The organism is Bacillus sp. FSL R5-0560, from assembly GCF_037966305.1.
In the GTDB taxonomy this organism is placed as follows: domain Bacteria; phylum Bacillota; class Bacilli; order Bacillales; family Bacillaceae; genus Bacillus; species Bacillus mojavensis.
In genome coordinates this window covers 718434-744466 of sequence record NZ_CP150195.1, presented here as the reverse complement: position 1 = coordinate 744466, position 26033 = coordinate 718434, and the positions used below count along the sequence as shown (strand labels likewise).

The following is a 26033-nucleotide window of genomic DNA, read 5'->3' as shown; positions in this document are numbered from 1 at the left end:
CGTGAGTATTGAAATTATTATTTCTTTAGCAATTTACTTTATTGCCATGCTGTTAATCGGCTGGTATGCATTTAAGAAAACCACTGATATTAACGATTACATGCTTGGAGGAAGAGGTCTCGGGCCGTTTGTTACTGCTTTGTCTGCCGGAGCGGCGGATATGAGCGGATGGATGCTGATGGGTGTTCCCGGCGCAATGTTCGCGACAGGGCTGTCAACCTTATGGCTTGCTTTAGGTCTTACCATCGGGGCGTACTCAAACTACTTGCTGCTGGCTCCAAGGCTGCGTGCTTATACGGAAGCGGCGGATGACGCGATTACGATTCCTGATTTCTTTGATAAACGGTTCCAGCATTCTTCATCACTGCTGAAAATCGTATCAGCTTTGGTCATTATGATCTTTTTCACATTGTATACCTCTTCCGGTATGGTATCTGGCGGGCGGCTGTTTGAATCTGCTTTTGGCGCGGATTACAAATTAGGCTTGCTTCTGACTACCGGTGTTGTCGTATTGTACACACTGTTTGGCGGTTTCCTTGCTGTCAGTCTGACTGACTTCGTGCAGGGTGCGATCATGTTTGCAGCACTAGTGCTTGTGCCGATCGTTGCTTTTACCCATGTGGGCGGCGTTGCTCCGACTTTCCATGAAATCAGCGCTGTTAACCCAAATCTGTTGGATATCTTTAAAGGCGCGAGCGTCATTAGCATTATTTCCTATTTAGCCTGGGGCTTGGGTTACTACGGCCAGCCTCATATTATCGTCCGATTTATGGCGATTAAAAACATTAAAGATTTAAAGCCTGCACGCCGAATCGGCATGAGCTGGATGGTTATTTCAGTGCTCGGTTCCGTGCTGACCGGTTTAATCGGTGTTGCTTATGCCCATAAATTCGGTGTTGCTGTAAAGGATCCGGAGATGATATTCATTATCTTCTCTAAAATCTTGTTCCACCCTTTAATCACTGGTTTCTTGTTGTCAGCTATTTTGGCTGCCATCATGAGTTCCATCTCCTCACAGCTCTTGGTAACAGCAAGTGCTGTAACAGAGGATTTATACCGGACGTTTTTCAGACGAAAAGCTTCCGATAAAGAATTAGTAATGGTCGGGCGTCTGTCCGTCTTAGTGATTGCCATTATTGCGGTATTCTTATCATTGAATCCGAGCAGCTCCATTCTTGATTTAGTCGGATACGCGTGGGCCGGCTTCGGTTCAGCTTTCGGGCCTGCGATTCTGCTCAGCCTGTATTGGAAGCGGATGAACGAATGGGGCGCTCTTGCTGCGATGATTGTCGGGGCTGCGACCGTGTTGATTTGGATTACAACCGGCCTGGCAAAATCAACCGGCGTATACGAAATCATCCCTGGGTTTATCCTCAGTATGATTGCCGGCATCACCGTCAGCATGATCACAAAGCGGCCTGCAAAAGCCTCTTACCGATTATTCGGTGTTATGGAAAAACTGTTAAAGCGCAAAAAATAATCAAAAAGCCATCAAGCGCTGCTTGGTGGCTTTTGTGCCCTTGTTTTGCGATAAATACTGTGAGAAAATCATATTTATTTAAAAACACTATAGATAAGGGGGAAGTTGCTGTTGAGCTGGTACATTGATCCTGATATTTTATTAAAATTGGGCATTGCCACTTTAATTGGCATGGTCATCGGGCTGGAGCGCGAGCTGAAGAATAAGCCGCTCGGGTTAAAAACCTGTATTGTTATCGCCGTCAGCTCATGCATGCTGACGATCGTCAGTATTAACGCGGCATATCATTTCCCTAAATACTACCGCATCATGATGGATCCGCTGCGTTTGCCGGCGCAAATCATCTCCGGTGTCGGGTTTATCGGAGCGGGTGTTATTTTGCGGAAGAGCAACGATGTCATTTCCGGCTTAACCACATCGGCTATGATTTGGGGTGCGGCCGGGCTCGGACTTGCAACCGGAGCGGGATTTTATAAAGAAGCCTTTGCCAGCCTTCTGTTCATCCTGATCAGCGTTGAATTTCTGCCGTGGGCGGTCAGAAAAATCGGTCCAGACCGTCTGCAGGAAAAAGACATCCGCATCAGAATGTCACTTTCCGATAAAAACAAAATGACAGAGATTTTAAAAGAAATGAAAAGAAAAAACATTAAGACACACTCCGTCCGAATCGATGACCTTCATGAAAAAGAATTTCCGATCATGGAAGTCAAGGTCCGTGTCCATAAAAACAGATACACGACCGATGTCTACTATGATATAAAAGACATTGAAGGTGTCGTCGGCGTGAAGTGCGATACATTATAAAAGCCAATGGGGCATTATGTCCCATTGGCTTTTTGTGTGGAAAAAAACGTTGAAGTCTCTATTATATTCAAATAAAATACATATTAGTAAAATAATATAATAAAAGGAGATGTTTCTTATTTCAACCCGGTTCACAGTAACTGTCACCCTCATTTTAACTGCTTTCTTATGTATTTTTGCTGTAACAGAATTCACCTCCCCTTCTACTTCTCAATCATCTAAGAGCAGCCAGAGCAAGAGTCCCAAAAATATTATCTTTATCGTCGGAGACGGAATGGGTATGCCTATGATTAACAGCTATAGAACATTAAAAAGCGAAAAGCTGAACACTCCCGTACAGACAGCATGGGATTCTTATTTAACTGGAATGCAGATGACACACCCAAATGATCCTAGAGACAACATCACTGATTCTGCTGCTGCTGCAACCGCGATGGCCACCGGAACGAAAACATATAATGACGCCATTGCTGTAGACAACAAACATCAGCAGCTCAAGAGCGTAACAGAAGCTGCCAAAGAGAAAAAGATGTCCGTCGGCTTCGTCGTGACTTCGGACTTAACTGACGCCACTCCCGCTGCTTTTGGCGTACATAACGTCTCACGGAAAAATTACGATGAAATCGCCGATCAATTCTATGATGATCGCGTTAACGGCTCCCATAAAGCTGATATTTTACTGGGCGGCGGAGCAAAATATTTCATCCGTAAGGATCGAAACCTTGCTGAGGAATTCCAAAAAGACGGCTATCATTATGTGACAACAAAGCAAGACCTGAAAAATAATCAGCACGGTAAGCTGCTTGGGCTGTTTGGAGAGGTTGAATTGGATAAAGCGATTGACAGAGAGAACAGTACACCTTCTCTAAAAGACATGACAGAAGCCGCACTCAGACAGTTACAAAAGAACAAAAACGGTTTTTTTATGCTTCTGGAAGGAAGCAATATTGACAATGCAGCCCATGAAAATGATGTGGTAGGCGCTTTGAGCGAAATGGAGGACTTCGAGAAGGCCGTTCAATCGGCGCTTGATTTCGCAAAAAGAGATAAAGAAACATTGGTTATCATCACCGCTGATCACTCTACAGGCGGGTTCTCCTACGGCGCTGAAGGCATGACGCGCGAGACCGGCTATAAATGGGACCCTGCTCCGATCATCGGCGCAAAAAAAACGCCGGGCTATATGGCGGAAAAGATCGCTGAAGGGCAAGATGCCGAAAAGGTACTGAGCACTTATATTGATTTGGAACTGACGGAAAGTGAGATAAATCATGTGAAAAACGCAGCCTCACAATCGGATACAGCAGCTGTTCAAAAAAGTATTCAACTGATTTTTGATAAACGGTCTTTTTCAGGCTGGACGACATTAGCCCATACCGGTGAAGACGTACCAGTTTATGCTTATGGGCCGGGAAAGGAAAAATGGAAGGGACTCATCGACAATACGCAGCAGGCAAAAAACATTTTTGCTATTTTAGAACAAAAATAAAAAACTCCGGCGCACAGCCGGAGTTTTTTTTAGGAGCGCCGGTCCCGAACAGGATCGGCGCATATTTCTTAAGTCAAAGCCGAAAAGTCAAATTCGGTTATCGGCGTTTGATTTTCGATATCGTTTCTGAATCCCTTTAGCATTTCTTTTTCTTCTTCTCCTATTGAATCAAGGTCAAACATTTGATGCAGCAATCCATAAATCAGCATATGGCGCAGGCGGAGAAAATCCGGGATTTTCTTGAGCCATACGGCATCAATTTCATTTTCCTCCCTGTAGCCTTTCATAAAATTCGTCATAAATTCTTCTGTAAAAGCAGTTTTATTTTCATATGGAATAACCGGATACCACAGCACATTGTAGAGAAGGATGCTTATATCATTGACAAACCAGTTATAGCCGATATCGTCAAAATCAAACGTAGTGATTTTCCCATGATCCCAATTAAAATTTCCATGGTGCAGATCAGCGTGAACCAAGCCGTAACTATCCCGACCCTTTGGCAACTGACGCAGCTCTTCCATTAAAGCATCTGCCTGCTGAAAAACCTTCGTCTGATCTTCAGGAACATACTTTCTGAGCTTCAGCTGTTCCTCTTCATCCCACTCCTGTCTTTTAAAAGCAGGATTGCTCAGCTTGTAGCTTTTTGTCAGACTGTGCATTTTCCCTGTATATCTGCCAAGCTCGAAAAATAGTTTTTCATTCCAGTCAGATTCGTCTACTTTATGCCCAGGCGCTTTCTCATATACTCTGAGTAAAAACGCTCCGCCATTTCCATCTGGCACTTCCTCAACATCTTTTCCATTTAGCGACGGGATCGGTTTGGCTACTGAGAGTCCTCCTTCAGCAAGGTGATGGAGCCACTCCATTTCTCCCATAATGTAATTAGGCGACCTGCGAATTGTGTGTGTAATCTTTAAAATATAAGATTCATTGTCTTTGGCAAACTCATACACATAGTTTTCCGCATCGGCTAAGAATTGCACCTGCTCTCTTGTAAATCCATATATAACGGCAGCTTCTGCCAGAACCTTTTCTTCATTGAATATTGCTTTAATATCTTTATGCATGCTGATTCTCCCTCTTCATATATTTAGATAATTCTCTTATCGTGTGTTTTTTCGCAAAATTCAAATCATTAACATACCAGCCCTTCTTTTCCATCTCTACTTCCATTTTGACAGCGAGAAGCGAATTTCCTCCTAAATCAAAGAAATCGTTGTCAATTCCTACATGATCCAAGTGGAGAATATCTTTCCAAATATCCGCAAGTATTTTTTGCTGTTCTGTTTCCGGCCCGCTTTCTTCTGCTCCAGCTCCTATATGTTCCTTCACTAATAGAGCTCGCAAATGCTCCGGCCGGTTTGTATCTAAGGCCACTAAATATGGAGAATGTAGGGATTGTTCAGCATGCAGCACTTCCCAATGAGCATTTGTGTTTTCAATGAAAGCTTGCGGCAATACATCACTTGCAGCTGTTTTCTCCGTTCCATCTGGCGCAGGCTGCCGAGAGGATGCCCATTCGATATGCCCGCTTCGATCCTCTACATCATACACAGAGATGTAATAAACCCGATCCGCTTCTTCTTTAAAACGATGCGCAGCCAAGAATTCAGAAAAGGCCCGGTTTCTGCCTGAATCCTTAAACTCCAAGGATAGCGTCGCAAGCTGTTTTTCCCGTGCATATGAAGCCAGCCCTGACAGCACTTTATGTTCTATGCCTTTGCCTAATGCGCGGCAGCTGAGCAAAAATGTATCGATCTTTAATGAGTCTTCCATTAGGACTCCCATGATCGCACCAACAATGCCTTCATCACTAAATCTGTCCGCCGCTTCAACAATCCAGCCGATGTGTCCGTCCGTATCAAGCCGCTGGGCAAGCTTCTCCTCTCGGTAAACCGACGGATTCAAATTGAACTGATTGATTCTCGCACTCATTTGAGCAACACGCGGCAAATGCTCTTCTGTCATTTCAGTCAAAGCGACACGCAGCCCTAAGCCGGAGAGAAATTCTTCAAGTGAACGGGCCGTTTTGAGATCTATTTTTCTTTCTTGCGCGGCCAAGTACCGTTCCGTGCGTTTATGATCAGCTTCTGTCACTCTGAACCTGTCAAATGCCCAGATGTGTTTTAAAAACATTGGGATGGATTCCGTATCAGACGGCAGAAGCAAGGTTAGAACCTCAGGCAGGCGTTCGTTCATCTCAAGGCATTGAGCAGGATCATCATCTAAGAATATAAACCGATCCGCAGAGATGTTCAGCTCATCCGCCATTTCTTTAATATTTCTCGCTTTTTCATTCCAATTAACGCGAGATAGGACAAAGTCTTCCTTTTGCAAAATCATATCCGGATGACGTTCAAATACATCCCAGACGTCTTCTTCGTTGTTTCTGCTTGTCAGCACAAGAAGCAGACCCTCTTCTTGTTTTTTCTTTAAGAATCGCTGCAGCGCTTGATGAGCAGGAGTAACGGTGATCCCATCCGCCCCAGCTTCAGACACTGTACCGCTCCACAACGTGCCGTCACAATCGATGGCAGCCGCTTTAAATGGAGGTTTCAGCCATGCCGTAAGTTCGCGCGCCACCCTTGTACCCATCGCCGCATAAAACTCTTCAGTGAACGGTATTCGTGCCGCCCGTTCACTTTGCGGGTCAAAAATATCATCAAGCTGGTACGTTTGTTGGAGAGTGCGGAGATCAATCAGATGGATATCCTTTTCGTCAGCTAGCTGCGATACCCAATTTTGCTGTGCCTGCATGATGATGTCCCAGAGCCGCCCTTCTCCCATGTTTTCCAGTGGCAGCAATCCGATGAAATAAGGCACTTCCTTTTTCTTTTGCTTGATGATGGCAAGCAGTTCGTCTGAATTATATTGGAGGTGAGAAATTCTTTCTTCCAAAGAGAGCCCAGCATCTCCCGCCATGTCTTCAAGACGGATCAGGAGCAGATTAGCACCGTTTTTTTGGCGTGACAGCAGGCTTTCTTCATTAAGTAATTCTTGAAACACCTGCCCGTAAGGAGACAGCTTTACGTCAAAATGAATATCAAACTGTTCACCCCACCATTTTAGATAAGGCACAATCGGATCAGCTATGAAATTGGAACAAACAGCTAATGGACACTCAATTGTTCGGTTTGCTTCTCTCTCCCTTTTTCGCTTTGCCTCTTCCTGTTCTTTTTGGCTGAGCACCGGAATGTCCTTTATGATTTTTTCGGGATCTTCTGCAGCTCTTTCGGCTAGAGAGATAAAATGAGAAACAAACGCCTGCATAGATTCATGAGTGAAAAGAGAACGGTTGTATTGAAGCACACATTTAAGCTCTCCCGTCACTTCTTTCACAACATCCATTTTCATATCAAGCTTTGAAATGCCCTTTGCAAATTCATATGTTTCAAATGTCAGTCCATCAGCCTCTATTTTTATATTCGGGTCATACTCATTGTGATAAATCAGCATGGTGTCAAAGAAAGGATTATGATTCGGCTTAATCACCGGCTGGAGTGCTTCCGCCATTTGATCATATGGATAATCCTGATGGTCATATGCTTCAAGCAATGTTTTCTTCGTGTATTGAAGGTTATCAGCAAACGATTCTTCTGAATTTAAATGAACTTTAATCGGAAGGAAGTTCGTAAACATACCGATTGTATGCTCAATATCCGCATGACGCCGGCCTGCCACCAATGAGCCGATCATCAGCTCCTGCTGGTCTGTATAGCGGGACAGGAGCATGGCATAAAGCTGGAACAGCATGACGTTGTTCGTCAGCTGCTGCGCCTCTCCGATTTTCTCAAGCTTTTCTAAAACGTGCGGAGGAATTGTAAACTTGATTGCCCTGCCTAAAAAGCTTTGTTCTTTACGCTCGTAATCAAGCGGCATATCCAGCACAGGCACTTCGCCCTCAAGCTGTTTCAGCCAATACTCTTTTTGGCGTTTAAACATTTCGCTTTTGAAAAATGACTGCTGCCACTCCGCGTAATCCTTGTACTGGACCATGCTACCGGGAAGCTGTTCTCCTCTGTATAATTGGGTAAATTCTTTGATAAAAATATTCATCGAGGCGCCGTCTGCCACAATATTATGCATATCAACCAGCAGCGCGTGCTTTTCTTCCTCAATTTTAACGAATTTTACCCGAATTAATGGGGAGACCTTGAGATCAAACGGCCGGATAAATGAACGGATTTCGTCATCAAGCTCGTCCATGTTCGCCTGTGTTTGTTCAATCGAAAAATCAAATTGCTGATGGATTCTTTGAACAGGCTCTCCATCCTTTATTTCAAACGTCGTACGAAGTGTTTCATGTCTTTCTATCAGTCGTTTAAACGTATCCTCGAAATGGGCGGCATCAATTTTCCCAAGGCATAAAAGAGCCATCGGCATGTTATACGTGGTAACCTGCCCGATTCTTTGATGAATTAAATACGTTCTCCGCTGTGCCGCTGACAGCCTGTAGACATCTTTTTTCTCCGCAGGCTGAATAGCTGTATATTGATTTCGGTCAGAGCGCTCGATAAGCGCGGCAAGCGTACGGATTGTCGGATGCTGAAACACGTCGCTTAACGTAAGGTCCGCCCCAAATTCCTTGTGTATGCGGGAAATGAGACCGGTGGCATTTAATGAATGCCCGCCTGTTTCAAAAAAGTGAGCATCCAAAGTGACACGTTGGACTCCAAGTATGTCCTTCCACATGACGGCCAAAGCCGCTTCTGTCTCAGTAAATGGAACATCAGATCCAGTATCATCAGTCTGTCCGTCATTTGTTTGCTCTGGCACCAAAAGCTGAAAGTCTTCCGCTGAGCGTGCTCCCGGTTGTTCTTTTACCCGATCAATCCAGTAGCGCTCTCTTTCAAAAGGATACGTCGGAAGCGGAATAAGGCGGCATTGTTCCTGATCATAAAAAGCTTTCCAATCGATTGGAACCCCGTGCAGCCACACATCTCCCAGCCTGCTCAGCAAATAACGGTAATCGGTGGCTGACTCCTTCGGATGCCTCAACAGCTGGATTGCGATTTGCGACTGATCCTCCGCCTGATACAGCTTGCTGACAAACGAACGTAAAGCATTTCCTGGACCGACCTCTATAAAAATCGGATTCAATTCTTCTTTTAAACGTTTTGCGCAGTCCATAAATCTGACGGTCCCCCGCAAATGATGAGCCCAATATGTCGGGTCTCCGGCTTCTTCGTCTGTGATCCAGTCCCCTGTTACATTTGAGACAAACGGAATCTTTTGATTTTTAAATTGATAGGCTGAGAGTTTATGTTTCATGTCCTCTAAAACCGATTCCATCATATGTGAATGGAAAGCATGAGATGTATGGAGCTTTCTGCAGCTGTGCCCCTCGGCGCTCAACTTCCTTTCCAATGCCTCAATCGCGTCTGATTCCCCTGATACAACACATGAATCCGGTGCATTCACAGCCGCGATTGAAACCGTTCCGTCTGTATACCGTTTGATCTCAGCTTCGCTTATAGAAACGCTGAGCATGGAACCGGACGGCAGTTTTTGCAGTGCAGCTCCTCGAAAACTCACGATTTCAAGAGCATCTTCCAAAGAGAGCACACCTGAAATTGCTGCAGCTGTATACTCCCCAATACTGTGTCCTGCCATTGCTTTTGGCTTAATTCCCCAGTGGATCAGCATTTTTGCAAGTGAATATTCGATACAGAATAGAAGAGGCTGCGTATATTCAGTTTGATTAATCAATCCTGCATCATGCTGATTATCATTTGAGAAAAGCACCGTGCGCGGATCTGTATCCATGTGATTTTTTAATATGTCAAAACAGTCATCGAGCTCTGCCCTGAAAACCGGTACGGTATCGTAGAGCCCTTTAGCCATATCAACATACTGCGCTCCCTGTCCTGGGAAAAGAAAGACGACAGGCCGGCTTGCAGTTTGGGAGCTTCCGGTTTTAACAGACTCATGGCGGTTTTCATGAATAGCTTGAAGAAGCTCAGACACATCCGAGGCCACAATAGCTCTTTTATAAGGGAACGAATGTCTCCCCGTTTTAAGCGTGTATGCTGCATCAGCCAGATTGACCTGCTGATTTTTCATAAAATAGTCTGATAGCCGATCTGTCATGTTATCTAACGCTGCCGGCGTTTTGGCTGACAGTACGAAGAGTTCCGCATCATGTCTTTGACCTGTCCCGTGCTCTGCCGGCGCTTCTTCCAATATAACATGGGCGTTTGTTCCCCCTATACCGAATGAGCTAACACCCGCCCTGCGCGGAAATTCATTTTCTTCCCAAGGAGTGAGTCCCGTATTGACGACAAATGGTGATTGTGCAAAATCGATTTTGGCGTTTGGTTTTTTAAAATTCAGAGTCGGCGGGATCACCTTATGCTTTAAGCTGAGTACAGCCTTCATAAATCCAGCCACTCCTGACGCATCATTTAAATGACCGATGTTGGACTTGACAGACCCTATTCTGCAGTAACCGCGGCGGTCTGTTTGATAGGCTTGCTTTAAAGCCTCAATCTCTATGGGATCACCGAGTGTCGTGCCCGTGCCGTGAGCCTCAACATACGTAATGGTTTCAGGATCAACCTCGGCTATGTGCAAGGCTGTTTTGATGGCTGTTACCTGACCTTTTGTGCTTGGCGCCGTATATCCCACCTTACGGCTGCCGTCATTATTGACCGCCGTTCCTTTTATCACAGCGTAAATATGGTCTCCGTCTGCTTCCGCATCCTCAAGCGTTTTTAAAATTACAGCTCCGGCCCCATCTCCAAAAACTGTACCTGCCGCCTCATTGTCAAAGACGCGGCAATGTCCGTCTGGAGAATGAATCATGCCTTCTTGATAGAGATATCCAGATTTTTGCGGAAGGCGAATGGAGACACCACCTGCGACCGCCATATGGCAGTCACCATTTAATAAAGCCTGAACGGCAAGGTGAATAGAGACCATCGAGGTCGAGCAAGCGGTTTGCACCATCATGCTCGGCCCTTTTAGATTGAGCTTATAGGAAATAAGTGTCGCCATGTAATCCCTCATATTCAAAACAGCTGTTTCAAGCGTCTTCGAGTCTTCTCCCGATTTAGCACCCTGAAGAGCCCTCAGAACCCATTCTGCATTGAGGCCGGCTCCGGTATAAAGACCGATCTGTCCTTTATAAGTGAAAGGATCATAACCGGCATCTTCCAACGCAGTCCACACGCATTCATGAAAGATGCGAAACTGCGGATCCATCATGGCCGCTTCCTTCGGCGTATAGTCAAAGAAGCCGGCGTCAAACAAGTCTACGTCCTCCACAATTCCTTTTGCTTTTACAAATCGCGAATCATTCAGCAGCTCTTCATCGACGCCCTCTTCTTTCAGTTCCTCATCAGTGAAAAAAGAAATTGTCTCTTTCGCATTTATCAAATTGCTCCAAAACTCCTGCATGTTTTTCGCTCCCGGAAATCGTCCTGCCATTCCGATAACAGCAATTTCAGCTCCGTGATTCGAATTGTTAGAATTACTCATCTATTCGCCGCCTCTCAATCTTTTATCTCGCTGATTGCGCATCCGCGTTTTTCTCCGTCCGCTGGACACAGCCGCCAATTCCTCTTTCTCCTCATCACTTTCTTCTTGATTAGGACTAATAAATTGCGCTAAAGCAGCCACAGATGGGTATGTGAATAAAGTCACCACCGCCTCATTTGTTCCCAGTTCTTTATTTAGACGGTTTGTCACTTGTACAATATCTAAAGAGCTGGCCCCAAGATCAAAAAAGTTATCATGTATGCCGACCTGCTCCAAACCCATAAAATCCTGCCAGATGCCGCAAATGATCTGTTCTGTTTTGTTGCGCGGGGCGACATATGGATTATTCAATTCAGGTCTGGTGTTTACGGCGGCTGCCTTTTTCTTCTCACCCGCTCTGCTTTCTGTATTCATGGATACCCATTGCCTGATTCTGTGATCCAAATCACCTGTTGAGACCAATAAATGGCGATTACGGACATCAGACAGCACATATTGAAAAAGCTCGCCCCCTTCTTCGGGCAAAATCGCAAGATCAGCAATTGATTCTCCAATTGTAGATTCAAGCTGTCCCCAAAAGTTCCAGGCATCCCAATTGACGCATATCCAAGGAGTCTCGCTGCGCTGATTCATCTTCACGGAAAAGGCATCCATATAAATATTCGCTGCGGAGTAAGCGGAAAAACCGAGACCGCCGAGTAAAGCACTGATCGATGAAAACAAGAAGCAGAAATCTATTTTTTCGTTTTTCAATAACGATTCAAGCACTTCCAGGCCTCTTACTTTAGACTTGAATTGATCTTCTCCGCCTTCAATTGCTGCAGGTATATCCTTAATGGCCCGGAATGATGAACTGCCCGGGAGACCAGCGGCGTGAAAGACGCCGTTCAGCTGCCCGAATTCAGCATGGATTTCTCTCATAACAGACTGCATATCTAACAGGCTTCCTGCATCCGCCTGAAAGGCTGTCACCTTTGCGCCCAGCCGTTCCAATTCTTTTATTTTTCCGATTTTCACCGCTATCGGATCATCTTCCTGATGTTCTTTGCACCAGCTTTCCCACTGGCTTCGCGGCGGAAGTTCGCTTCTTCCTGTCAGAACCAGGCGGACATTCCCTTCTTGCGCAAGCATCTTAGATAAAACAAAACCGATTCCGCCAAGTCCTCCAGTGATAAGATATACGCCACTCGGGCGGATCATCTCTGGCAAGCCGGATGTTTTATTTAACTGAATAGGCTGATACGTCTGCACCCATCTGCGGCGGCTTCGATATGCGATAATCTGATCTAGATCCGGGGCTTCGGCTTCCTCCATGATCTGGTCAATCAGCTCCTCTTCTTTCCATGTCAAAATGTCCGGTAAAGGAGGGATATCGATGTTCCAGCACTTCATATGGTTGTATTCTTGCGGTATAACTTTCACCGGCCCTAAAATCGGGGACTTTTCTGCATCGATTTGTTCTTCTCCCGTCACCTCATGAATGCCGCTTGTCAGCACAAACATGTCACATTGATTCATTTGTTTTTGATTGGCTGCTGCCTGTGCAGTAAAAATCAAACTGTAATAGCCGCTTTCACTGTAAACACTGAATGATTGCTGAGCTTCTCCTTGTTCAGAAACGCTCCATAGATGCATTATGCGGTTTGGAAGAAGTCCGTCTGAAGCAAGTGACGAAAACAAACGCTCATAATGCGTGCTGTCGGCCGGATTAATGACATATAATCTGCTGTTCACTTTTTCAAATTGCCGGCCCCTTGTAACAACTGCCGCTTCATGCCCATGACGGCGTATCGTTTGCACCAGCCGGTCTCCAAAGGCTGTTCCTTCATGAAAGACAAGCGTTTTCCCGCTTTCAGCTGGCTGCTCTTGCTTTCGACTGTTTACGGACTTAATCTTTCTTTCCCATGATGGAAGGTAGAACCATTGATCCATCGTCTTCTTTCGATTTGGCTCATCAGCTGCGGCGAAAGCAGCCGTATTATCAGCCGCATCTATCCAATAGCGTTTTTTCTCAAAAGGATAAGGCGGCAGTGATATGAGACGCTTAGACTTATCACCGCAATACTGGTTCCAGTCAATCTCATATCCGCATACCCAAATCTGGCCTAATTTCTTCAAGAAATAAGCATGGTCATCAGCCGTTTCTTGAGCATGCCGGACTGTATGAACGATGTCATGCCGGCTTGTTCGCTTCTTATGCCTTTTGGCAAATGTACTGAGTGTGCTGCCGGGACCGACTTCGATCAACAGCACGTTTTCATCACTTAGAATTTGCTCTAATCCTTCTTGGAAACGCACTGTGCCTCTCAAGTGCTGAGACCAATAAGTCGGATCTGCTGCTTGTTCCGGCAGTATCCATGTTCCTGTTACGTTGGAGACAAAAGGAATACTTGGGGGATGAATATCCATTTGCTTTACAAGTTCTTCAAATTCCGCAAGAATCGGCTCCATCATATAGGAATGAAAAGCATGAGAAGTATGCAGCTGCCGCCCGGCAATGCCCTTCTCTTCAAGGAGAACCGCTAACGCCTCAATCTCCTCACTTTTTCCGGATACTACGCATAAATCATGAGCATTGACAGCCGCAAGCGATAGACCGTTGGCAAGTAGCGGCTGCAGCTCATCCTCGGATAGCTGGACACTCATCATCGCCCCGGACTCCAATTTCTGCATCAATCGTCCCCGCTCCATGACCAGCATTAAGGCTGTGTCTAACGAAAAAACGCCTGACAGGCACGCTGCGGTATACTCGCCAATACTGTGCCCGATCATATAATCCGGTGAAATGCCTGCGCTTTGCAGCAGCTTTGCGAGCGCGTATTCAAAGATAAACAGCAACGGCTGCACAACAGCAGTATCCGTCAGTCGCACCCCGTCTTTTGAATCTGGAAAGACGGTCGCCTTCAAATCCATCTGATGTGTTTTTTCAGCCAAGGCAAAGCAGCGGTTTGCTTCTTTCTGAAACACTGGTTCTGCTTCATATAAATCTTTCATCATATCAATATACTGAGAGCCTTGGCCTGAAAACATAAAGGCAGCCGGGCGCCCGCTGTTTCTTTGAAAGCCTGTGAGTTCTGCGCCGCTATCCCATTCCGCTGATTTTGACAGCACGACAGATTTCCTGTATGGAAATTGTTTTCTGCCGGTTTGTAAGGTATATGCCACATCCTCTAACGGAACGTCCGGATGCGTCTGGAGAAATTCCTTCAAACGATTGGTCATCCGGTCTAAAGCTGTGTCAGTTTTAGCTGACAAAACAAGCAGATGTCTTTGTCTTTCAGAAGCTTCTTTGCCTGACAGCGGCTCTTCTTCCAGTACGACATGTGCGTTTGTCCCGCCGATTCCGAAGGAGCTGACACCAGCCCGCCTAGGATAACTGGATTCCTTCCAGTATTTTGCCTCAGTATTGACATAAAACGGCGTCCGGTCAAATTGAATATGCGGATTAGGCGATTTATAGTTCAAACTTGGCAGAATTGTTTTATGTTTTAGCGATAAGACGGCCTTAAAGAGGCCGGCAATACCTGCAGCACTGTTTAAATGCCCGACATTGCTTTTAACTGACCCGATTGGAACTGTCATCGTTTTATCACTTTTAAAGACCTGGCTCAGCGCTTCTATTTCGATTGGGTCGCCCATTTTTGTACCGGTTCCGTGAGCTTCGATATACCCCACTGTTTCCGGATCGACACCGGCATTCTCGTACGCATTCTTTAATACTTCTGCCTGACCTTCTACACTCGGAGCGGTAAAACCGACTTTTCGGCTTCCATCATTATTCATCCCTACCCCTTTTATGACCGCGTGAATGGTATGCCCCTCTTTAACAGCGTCCTCATACCTTTTTAAAACAATGATTCCGGCACCATCACCAAAAACTGTACCGCCTGCATCATGATCAAAAGGTCGGCAATGCCCGTCCGGTGACTGAATCATACCGTCCTGATACACATACCCTGATCGCAAAGGCGTGCTGACGGTTACGCCTCCCGCAAGCGCCGCGTCACATGCCCCGCTTTGCAGCGCCTGACATGCCGCTCCGATATTCACTAAAGAAGTGGAGCAGGCTGTCTGCATCGTGATGCTTGGTCCGTGCAGGTTTAATTTATAAGCAAGCTGGGTACTGAAGAATTCTCTGTCATTTAACAGCATGGAACTGAACTGCTCGGCCCCATCCAGCTTCCCTGCAAAACGGGTAATCCATTCAAGATTCGGACTCGTCCCGGCATACACGCCAATTTTACCTGTTGTTCGTTCCGGATCGCAGCCCGCATCCTCTAACGCTTCCCATGCGCATTCATGCAAAAGCCTGAATTGCGGGTCCATCAGTTCTGCTTCTCTTGAGGAATATTGGAAAAAGTCAGCATCAAACATATCGGAATCCTCGATGATACCCTTCGCTTTTACATAACCGGGATGCTGCAAGAGCTGATCATCAATGCCTGACGCTTTTAATTCTTCATCCGTAAAGAAACTGACAGATTCTTTGGCGTTTACGAGATTATTCCAAAACTCATCCAAATTGCCGGCTCCCGGAAAACGTCCTGCCATGCCGATGATCGCAATATCAGATCCCCGGCCGTTCGGAAGGCTTTGCGGCACCTTTTGATGCTGCGTCTTTTGCGGCTGCCCGGTCATCGTTTGAACCTGTTGATGAAGATGCTTCGCCAAGCTGCGAACTGTGGCAAATTGATAAAGCATAACCGGATCCACTTTCCATTTCAGGTAATCCGTGAATTTTGCCGCCAATTGAGAGATATCAAGTGACGTAGCCCCTAGCTCAAAAAACGGCATCTCATCGTCCAGTTCATGGTATCCAAAATGCTTTATGACAATTTCACTGATTGCCTTTTCAACAGCTGATAACGTCAAGACCGATAATTCGGGATGCAGATCCGCCTGTTGCTGAGGCGCACCTTCCTCCCTATCCTGTGCTAAGCTGTCAGGCAGCGGGAAATGCTGCTTTGTAAAAGGGTAAGTCGGCAGTGCTAATCTTTTATTATACTGAGGTTCATGCAGGGCGCTGAAATCAATCTCGGCGCCAAGACTCCACAACGCTCCGTATATATGTAACTTTAAAACGTCTGTGTATCCTCGCGTGCCAAGTTCACCCGTCAAGCCAACTGATCGGCGCTCTGTAAATACTGATGCACCCTGAGTCAAACGTAGATCTATGCAAACAGCAGGTTCCTCCCGCAAGCAAGACGAGATGTGTTCAAAGAATCGAATCGGCTTGCAAATTTGGCCGGCCCAATAGCTGGCATCTGCTGCTTCGTCATTTGTAAGAACTTTTCCAGTGACGGATGAAACGACTGGAATGTCTGGTGATCTTATTTCCATCGTACCAAGGAAGCGCATGAATTCTTCCGCTGCGTCAGCCAGCAGATCCGATTGATATGCGGTATTTCCATCAAATAACTCAGCAGCTATTCCTTCTTGTTCAAGCCGTGCCTTCAGCTGATACACATCCTCTGGCAAACCGGAGACAGCACAATACCGCTCATCAATCAGTGCAAGAGATAATGATTTTTCTAAGTATTGAATGATATCCGATTCTGATAGACTGACACCGAGCATTTTTCCTGCTGGGGACACGCTGATTAACTCTCCACGTTTATATGCAGCAATGGCACCTTCTTCAAAGGAAAACATCCCTGCCGCACAGGCCGCCGTAAACTCTCCGAATCCCCGCCCGATAAAGCGGTCTGGCGTAATGCCGATGTGCTGTAAAAAACGGGCTGCGGCGAATTCCATGATGAACGACAACGCATGGACCAATCCCAGCTCTTTCTCTTCTCGGTATGTTTTTGGGGCAGAAATGCACGCTTTTAAGAAGCTGAGGACATCCTGCTGAAAAACGTTTTGCACCTTTTCAAGACAAACATCAACTTCTTTTTTGAACAGGTTCTCTGTGCAGTACAGGTGCGCATATCGGCCAAAGCCCTCTTGAATGTCTCCCGCAAATACAAACATGGTACTGCTTGGAACAGCTGTCGATTCGCTGATTCGTTTCTCACGCCGATGATCAGAAAGCTGATCAAGCAAATCCTTTTGATGTGAAGCAACAAATGAGATTCTGTACTGAAATTGTTTTCTGCCAAGCTGTAATGTACGAGCTATGGCTGGCAACGGCGCTTCGGGATTCCGGCGAAGAAAATCAGCCATTTGATCCATAGAGCGGTCAAGCTCTTGCCTTGTTCTCGCAGAAAGAACAACAAGCTCAGGACTGCCGGCTGGCATTTCATCAGTAAGAAATGGAGGCTCTTCAAGGACAACGTGCGCATTAGCCCCGCCGATTCCAAAGGCGCTCACTCCGGCTCTTCTCGGTCCTTGCAGAGATTCCCACTCGGTCAGTTCTGTATTGACGAAAAACGGCGTGTTCTCAAACTTGATGCGCGGGTTCGATTTTTGATAGTGAAAAGCGGGCGGTAACTTTTTATAATGAAGCATCATAACGGTTTTGATAAATCCTGCTATCCCAGATGCGGCGTCCAGATGCCCGATGTTCGCTTTAACAGAACCAATGCGGCAATATGCTTTTTTATCTGTATTGAAAGCACGGATAAGCGCCTCTATTTCGATCGGATCTCCGACTGGCGTTCCTGTCCCGTGGGCCTCAACATAACCAATGGTTTCCGGGTCCGTTTCCGCCATTTCCATAGCTGTGGCAATGACATTTGCCTGGCCTTCCACACTTGGAGCCGTATACCCGGCTTTATTATTTCCATCATTATTAATTGCAGAGCCCTTGATAACCCCATAAATCACATCGCCGTCAGCTTGGGCATCTTTCAATCGCTTTAATGCAACCACTCCGGCTCCTTCACCAAAAATGGTTCCGTTCGCCTTTTCATCAAATGGTCGGCAATGACCGTCTGATGAATAGATCATTCCTTCCTGATAAAGGTACCCAGATATATGCGGCAGGCTCAGGGTCACACCTCCAGCTAATGCAAGGTCACATTCTCCTCCAATCAAGCCCTGGCATGCCATATGAATCGCGACAAGAGAAGTCGAGCAAGCGGTTTGAACGGATACACTCGGACCTTTCAAATTAAGTTTATAAGCGATTCGTGACGCGAACGACGAATCATTTAAGTGCATGATTTGAAAAGCGTCTTCATTCTTATGAAGAGAAGACATATGTCGGCCCATCCAGGACAAATTGCTGGAAGCACCAGCATACAGCCCGATCAGCCCGTTAAATCGTTCAGCATCACAGCCCGCATGCTCCAGCGCTTCCCAGGTACATTCATGCATGAGTCTGATTTGAGGATCCATCAAAGCAGCTTCTCTGGGTGAGTAGCCGAAAAACTCTGCATCAAAGTCAGAAACTTGATCAATGATCGGCTTTGCTTTTACATACTCCTCTTGATGAAGCAGCGACTCATCCACTCCGGCTTCTTTTAATTCTTCATCGGTAAATTGAGTGACCGATTCTATTCCTTTTAAAATGTTGCTCCAATACTCATCAATATTTGCCGCGCCTGGAAACTTGCCTGCCATACCGACTACCGCTATTTCCAGTCCTGTTTCTGTCCATTGTTTATCGTCAGCCATGGAAATCAGCCTCCCATCTATTTTCGTCTCATTCGCTGTTTTCGCCGGTTTTTCCCTTCATTTATGACTTTTTGGCGATCTGGCTCTATTCCTTTTTTGTGCAATTCATCACCGCTTTGCTGAGATTTGACGGCTTGGGTTAGCGCTGCAACCGTCGGGTGGCTGTACATCATCACAACCGGGATATCCACGCCAAGTTCAGCTTTGATCCTGCCGCTTACTTGAAGAAGATCAAGTGAAGAAGCCCCTAATTCAAAGAAATTTATATTTACATCAGTCTCGGAATGAAAATAATCTTTGAAGATATCCATCAGTCTTTCTTCAAGAGTGTCCAAGCGCTCTTTCGTCAGTACAGGCTCTGCGTTTTGTCCACCCTTTTTCACATAGCTGTCTTCTATTCGTTTGTGTACGTCCTGCAGTGAAATCAGCACTTGCGGATAGTTCAGCTGCAAAGCTTTCCTAAACGCATTTGCGCCTAGAGCCGGCAGGATTCCTTTGTTTTGCTCATCTGTGTTCACTATTTTCGAAAGGATGGCTGCCGTTTCCGATTCATGCGACATCCCTACTTGTTCCCAGCGGTCCCAGTTGACCGCTATCATGTTTTCGCCTTCTTTTCTGCATGCATGTGCAAAACTGTCCAAAAATGCATTTGCTGCTGCATAGCCGACCTGGCCTCCTGCTCCTAAAAACGAAACCAAAGAGGAACAAAGCAGAAAGAAGTCCGGATGTTTGTCTCTAAATGCTTTTCTTAACAGAGCAGTTCCTGCGATTTTGGCTTTTGCCATATGCCACTCATCGTCTGGTGTCCTTGCTTGAATCACTTTACCATCGGGAACGCCCGCTGCATGAATAACACCATGAATGTCTTGCCCGAACCGGTATTCTGCCTTTTGCAAAGCGTTTTGAAGCTCTGCCTCGTCTGAAACGTCCGCCTGCAATACCAGCACCTCAGATCCCAGCTTCTCAAGCTCAGCCACTGCTTTGAGTTTTCTGGATTCAGCCGTGCCGTTTTCGGCTTCTTCCATATCTTGCAGGCTTGTTCGGCTTAGCAGCACCAGTTTTGCTTGAACCTTTTCGGCTAAATATGATGCAAGCGATAATCCGATCCCGCCGAGGCCTCCTGTAATGAAATAAACACCTTTGTACCTGAGAGTGTCCGTCATATCCATCTCATCTTGTTTGACCGCCTGCTTCGCCCGCCGAATCCACCTGCTGTTTCCTCGATAAGCCACCACTGGCTGATCATCTTCTTTAGTCAGTTCATAAGAAATGATTTCAGCCCAGCCTGATTGACCGTGCCGCGGATTCGGACAAAGATCGACGGTTTTGCAGCTGATTTGCTTATACTCTTGAGGAATGGTCAGACAGACTCCTGTGAGTGCGGCCTGGTGGGGCTGAAGCTCTTCCATTCCCGTCACATCATGCGCCTGATTTGTCACAGCGGTGATGTTCATTCTTTTATTACTCTCTGCCAGCAACCGGACAAGATCAAGAAGAGGAAGATAACCGGCTAATGTGTGTTCCGCGATGTCCGCATCACAGTGATCAGAATCCTGCATCCACATGCAGAGGATTTCATCAGGGACAAATCCCCTTATTTTCAGCTCATCCAGAAGTTTTTGCAGATGAGAGGTTTCACGATGATTTACTGTAAACGTGTTTCTGTCTATTTCTGCAAAGCGATCACCCGGCAGGACAGACACTGCTTCCGCTTGCTGTTTTAAGAGATATTGGCTGACATTACTGTTTTGTTCAAAAATGAGTATCTGCTTTCCTTTGTGGGTTCTTGACTTGATAGCCGGTTCTGTTCTTTCCCAGATTGGGATGGAAAACCATTTATCAAAAGGAAGCTGCTGTTCATCCGATGTAGCACTTAGTTTTAATTCTTTTTTGATCTTTTCCTCCATACTGCCTTGAGACGGTTGCGGATCGGGAAATATTTGATGCTCAAAAGGATACGTCGGAAGCGGTACTCTTTCGTATGAGTCATCTTGGCGAAAATGCTCCCAGCTGAAGCTTGTACCATGCGCCCAAATCTTACCGATGCTATTTAACAGATATGTCCGGTCAGACGATGCTTCCTTCGGATGCCTGATGATGTTTACAGCGGCATGCCGATCAGTGAAGCTCTTATGCTTTCTTACAAATTGCGTTAATGTATTCCCCGGTCCGATTTCGACAAATACAACGTTGTCCATTTGCAGCAGTGTATTCAGCCCTGAATCAAAGTCAACCTTTTTCATAATATGAGAGGCCCAATAATGCGGATCTGCCGCCTGCTCCCCTTTTATCCAATCACCTGTCACATTCGAAATAAAGGGGATGCCGTTTGCTTGTAATTCCATATCTTGAAGACAATCAACAAAACGGGATGCCGCCGGGTCCATCATGCTTGAATGGAACGCATGAGACGTTTTTAAATGCTGAATCGCCACTCCTTTTTTCTGCAGGCTGGCGGCAAGGGCATTAATCGGCTCTCTTCGCCCCGATACAACCGATAAACCCGAGCTGTTTGAAGCCGACAGCTCAACTCCCGCCGTCAATTCCATCTCTGTCTCTCTGCAAGGCAGGGCGACACTTAGCATTTCTCCCTCGGGCATATCCTGCATCAGCCGGCCTCTCACCGCCACCATATGGAGGGCGTCTTCTAATGAACAAACGCCGGACAGGCAGGCTGCCGCTATTTCCCCTATACTGTGGCCGATCATGTACTGCGGCTTAAGCCCCTTTTTGATTAAGAGGGACGCCAGCGCATATTCAAAAGAAAACAGAATCGGCTGCGTATACGATGTTTGATGGATAAGCCTTTCAGCTTCTGCGCTTTCTGCTTCATCAGCTGGAAACATCACGCTGCTTATATTGATTCCTTCCTCTGATTGGAGAATGGTAAAACAGCGTTGCAACTCCTCATGAAATATATGCTCCGTATCAAACAGCTGTTTCCCCATATTGACATATTGGGAGCCTTGTCCGGAAAACATAAAAACGACAGCCGGCTTCTCCAGCGCCAGAGAAGGCTTTGACATTCCGCTTGTTATCCCTAAAGGACCTGCCGTAAAAGCCTGGCGGTACTGAAAAAGCTGGCGGCCCTCCTGCAGTGTGTACGAAATGTCCTGAAGGGGCACCTCTTTGTTCTCTTTTATAAATTGCTTCACCTGATCGACAGCCTTCACCGCGGCTTTTTGAGATCGGGCAGATACAAGCATGAGTGACTCTTCCTGATCTTTATAACATCGTTCCTTTAGCGGCGGCTCCTCCATAACGACATGAACATTCGTGCCGCCGATACCGAAGGAACTGACCCCCGCCCGGAGTACCTGGGCAGATGTTGTCCATTTTTTTGCTGATGCGCTGACATAAAAAGGGCTGTTTTCAAAATCAATTTTCGGATTTGGCTTTTGATAATGAAGGCTTGGCGGCAGGGTTCTCGCTTTGAGACTAAGCGCCGTTTTAATCAACCCCGCAATTCCAGCGGCTGAATCCAAGTGACCGATATTTGTTTTAACTGACCCTATTGCGCAGTACTGTTTTTTATCGGTTTGAAACGCTTGTTTGAGCGCCTCTATTTCAACAGGGTCCCCAAGAGAGGTGCCCGTGCCGTGTGCTTCGATATAAGAAATGCTTTCAGGCTCTACTCGGCTGATATTCAGCGCTTTTTTAATGACATCCGCCTGCCCTTCGATACTCGGGGCGGTAAAGCCAACTTTCCGGCTACCGTCATTATTATAGGCTGATCCTTTAATGACAGCGTAAATATGATCTTGATCCTTCAGCGCCTGCTTTAAGGTTTTCAACACGACGACACCGCAGCCTTCACCGCCGACCGTCCCTTTTGCTTCTGCGTCAAAGGTACGGCAGTGGCCGTCCGGCGACATAATCATCCCTTCTTGATACATATAGCCTTTTTTGTGGGGACAAGTCACCGTCACTCCGCCGGCGAGCGCCATTTTACAGTCGCCAGTAAGCAAAGCCCTGGATGCGAGATGCACAGCGGTGAGAGAGGAAGAACAGGCTGTATCCACTGCGATGCTCGGTCCTTTTAAATTTAATTTGTAGGAAACTTGCGTATTCATAAAATCCTTATCCGTCAACTGGACTGCTGCAAACTGCTCAGAAGAACTGCTGCTTCTCAACAGCATTGAGCTTGCCTGCCAGTACAAATTTGCAGAAGCCGCGCCGAATAAGCCGATAGGCTGCGAATAGTTTTCCGGATTGTAGCCCGCGTTTTCAAGCGATTCCCATGTGACTTCATGAAACATTCGCACTTGCGGGTCCATCACCTCAGCCTCCCGCTGCGAGTAGCCGAAAAACGCCGCATCGAAATGGTCATGCCTGTCCACTTTTCCTTTGGCTCTGACGTAATCCTTATGATCCAGTTGTTCTTCAGGAACACCAGCTTCCATCAGTTCTTCTTTTGAGAAAAACGTAATCGACTCCGTGCCTGTTTTGAGGTTCTCCCAAAACTCCTCAATATTTCTGGCACCTGGGAAACGGCACGCCATTCCAATAATAGCTATTTCTAAGCCTGTTGTTTTACTCATCAGAGTTCCCGCCTAACAGTTGTACGACATTTTCTAAATCTTCCGCTGCCTCTTCCGCCCCCTCAGCATCTGCTGCAGAATTCTCAGGCTCCACTTGCCGGCTGAGCTGGGCTGCTATTGCCGATACGGAAGTGTATTGGAACAGTTGAATAACTGATAACTCCTGCCCGAACTGCTCTTTCATTTTGTTCGATAGTTCAACGATATGAAATGAGTTTCCGCCGATATCAAAAAAGTTATCCTCCATGCTGATATCAGATTCAGGGATATTCAAAATCTCGGCAAAAATTGAAACTAATTTTTTCTCGGTTTCATTGTGCGGTTTTATGACTTTCTCGAGCGATTCAGGCTCTTCCGTTGGATCAGGGAGCGCCTGAAGATCGAGCTTTCCCGACAGGTTCATCGGAAATGATTCCACCCGAATGAACCGTCTCGGGATCATATAACCGGGCAGCTTTGATGCTAAAAACCCTCTCATTTTTCGAGTTTTCAGCTTTTGATCGGAAATCAGATACGCCACAAGAAACTGATCATTTGATTCCTTCCGAACTGGAATGACCACAGCATCATGAATGATTTGTCCGGACTCGCGGTAATCTAGCAGTGTCTGCCTAATCTCATCAAGTTCCACTCTGAATCCTCTGATTTTCACTTGATCATCGTATCTGCCGAAAAATTCGATCAATCCGTCAGACCGCCATCTCGCTAAGTCACCGGTACGATAAAGCTTGCTGGCAGGAATATATTGCGGTACTGTAAACTTTTTAGCCGTCAGCTCAGGCTGGTTGATATATCCTCTAGCCACCCCGTCGCCTGCAATGCATAATTCTCCGTACACGCCGATCGGCACAGGCTGGCCGCAGTGATCTAAAATAAAAATCTGCTCATTCGGCATCGGCCTGCCGATCGGCACAGCTGCTTCCTTCCAAGACTCGGGAATGATAAAAGCGGCTGACTGTACCGCGCATTCCGTCGGTCCGTAATTATTTGTCATCACTGGCTTGTCAGCTCGAAACGTTTGTAAAAATTGCTGAACCAATTGGGGCGGTAGGACTTCGCCACCTGCCAATATTAACTTCAGCTCTTCAACGTGATGCGGCTCATTCTCATCAGCCGCTTTGATCATAAGGCGTAAATGGGATGGCGTTGCGTCTGAAATATGAATGTGATTCTCTTCATAAAATGACCACAGCCCTTTTCCATCCATCCTCGCATGATCCGGTGCAATATATAAGGTGTGCCCGAGAAGCAGCGCGGGAAACAGCGTTTGCACCGAAGCATCAAAAATATGTGACGCAAGCATTCCTATGCGGAGGTGCACTTGTGAAAGCGGCTGAAAATGAATGCCGTCCAGGCCAGACACCAAATTGACGACTTGACGGTGCTCAACCATCACGCCTTTCGGTTTGCCAGTTGTCCCGGATGTATACAGCACGTAAGCGAGGTCTTCAGGAGACGGCTGACGCTCCTGCTCCGCTGCCTGATCGAATTTCAGCATCTCCTCTATAAACAATCTGTTTTGCCGGTCAGCAGAATTGGCAGTGTCTTCATTCGTGATCACTAAAAGCGAACCGCTGTTTTTCAGCATATATTCCATCCGCTCAGACGGAAGATTCACATCTAGAGGCAGATAGGGACAGCCAGCTTTCAAAATGCCCAATATGCCAATCACCATTTCAGCCGAGCGATCGACCATCAGCCCCACAGGCTCCTCATGGCGAACACCTTCTTTTATCAAAAAAGCCGCGATTCGGTCTGACAATTCATCTGCCTCACGGTATGTGAAGCTGACATCTTCATAAACAATCGCAGGCTGATCCGGCTTGCGATCGGCCTGTTCTTTGAAAAGGTCGACAATGGATTTATTTTTCGGATATGGCTGATCTGTTTGATTAAAAGCGGTGGTGATTTGCTCTCTCTCTTCTTGAGAAAGAAATTGCAGCTCAGAGATGAGTGTCTCTGGTGCTGACATTGCCTGCTCTGTCAGCGTGCAAAAATGTCCCGCTATCCGTTCAGCAGTTTCAAATGTGTAATGCTTCAAATTCCAGCTCACCTTACCAGTCAATATCCCTTCATCACGCTGGATGGAAATCAATAAATCGGTGTCCATCTCTTTCAATGACGCAGGCTGCTGAAGGCCAGCCACTGCAAGGGAAATCCCGAAGCGGGGCTCCCCCTTTTTATGCAAAGGATGAAGCTCATCCAACAGGATTTTCACAGGATAATTTTGATGGGCATGCGCTTGTTGAAAAGCCTGTTTCACCCGCTCAAGGCAGTCTCTGAAACTCATAGAAGGATCTGTTTTCACCAGCAGCGGAAGAAGATCATTGATTATCGGCTGCGTTTCCCGCTGCTTCAGTACAGGAGCCGCCGTTATGATATCCGTCCTTCCGGTGTACCGATGCAGCAGTGTGACCACTGTAGTCATAAAAATGATAAACAGACGCAAATCCGATGCTCCGGCTGCCTTTAAGATGGCCTTTTCCAGCTGAGGCGGAAATGTGAAAGTTAATGAAGCTTCTTCACCTTTTTGGTCAAGGTGCTGTGAATGATAAGGAAAACGGCAGTCCGTCGGGATATGAGATAATGCAGCCGTCCAATATTGCCGCTCCTTCACTTTTTCAAGAGCTGCAGTTTTCAATTGAAAGACATCGGTTTGATTCATTCTATATTCACC

8 protein-coding genes are annotated in these 26033 nt (G+C 46.4%); 3 read left to right on the top strand and 5 right to left on the bottom strand.

The genetic code is table 11. The features are described 5' to 3' along the window. Window position 1 precedes the first annotated feature (1 nt). The 3 genes from opuE to NST56_RS03635 all read left to right on the top strand — a co-directional run bounded on the left by opuE (window position 2) and on the right by NST56_RS03635 (window position 3773). Window positions 2–1480 (top strand): proline transporter OpuE, encoded by a 1479-nt coding sequence (gene opuE / locus NST56_RS03645; protein ID WP_168747111.1) that lies wholly within the window; start codon window positions 2–4, stop codon window positions 1478–1480. A 105-nt stretch (window positions 1481–1585) separates the two neighbouring features. After that, window positions 1586–2284 carry an MgtC/SapB family protein gene (locus NST56_RS03640; protein WP_229148773.1) on the top strand — a complete coding sequence of 233 codons (699 nt, stop codon included), beginning with the start codon at window positions 1586–1588 and terminating at the stop codon, window positions 2282–2284. 109 nt (window positions 2285–2393) lie between these two features. Next, window positions 2394–3773 (top strand): alkaline phosphatase, encoded by a 1380-nt coding sequence (locus NST56_RS03635; protein ID WP_339180040.1) that lies wholly within the window; start codon window positions 2394–2396, stop codon window positions 3771–3773. Window positions 3774–3841: 68 nt separating this feature from the next. Here NST56_RS03635 and NST56_RS03630 read toward each other — a convergent pair whose 3' ends face one another. The 5 genes from NST56_RS03630 to NST56_RS03610 are packed head-to-tail and all read right to left on the bottom strand — an operon-like array spanning window position 3842 to window position 26021. Continuing rightward, window positions 3842–4843, bottom strand: a complete 1002-nt coding sequence (locus NST56_RS03630) for a phosphotransferase enzyme family protein (protein ID WP_268446539.1) — start codon at window positions 4841–4843, stop codon at window positions 3842–3844. Continuing rightward, window positions 4836–11255, bottom strand: coding sequence for an HAD-IIIC family phosphatase (locus NST56_RS03625; RefSeq protein ID WP_339180037.1), 6420 nt, complete (start codon window positions 11253–11255; stop codon window positions 4836–4838). Before NST56_RS03625 ends, NST56_RS03630 begins: the two co-directional genes overlap by 8 nt. Beyond that, window positions 11256–18815 carry a beta-ketoacyl synthase N-terminal-like domain-containing protein gene (locus NST56_RS03620; RefSeq protein ID WP_339180034.1) on the bottom strand — a complete coding sequence of 2520 codons (7560 nt, stop codon included), beginning with the start codon at window positions 18813–18815 and terminating at the stop codon, window positions 11256–11258. 17 nt (window positions 18816–18832) lie between these two features. Further along, window positions 18833–23356, bottom strand: coding sequence for a type I polyketide synthase (locus tag NST56_RS03615; RefSeq protein WP_339180032.1), 4524 nt, complete (start codon window positions 23354–23356; stop codon window positions 18833–18835). After that, on the bottom strand, window positions 23349–26021 hold the full coding sequence (locus NST56_RS03610) for a non-ribosomal peptide synthetase (protein ID WP_339180031.1): 2673 nt from the start codon (window positions 26019–26021) through the stop codon (window positions 23349–23351). The genes NST56_RS03615 and NST56_RS03610 overlap by 8 nt, the downstream gene beginning before the upstream one ends. Window positions 26022–26033: the final 12 nt, after the last annotated feature.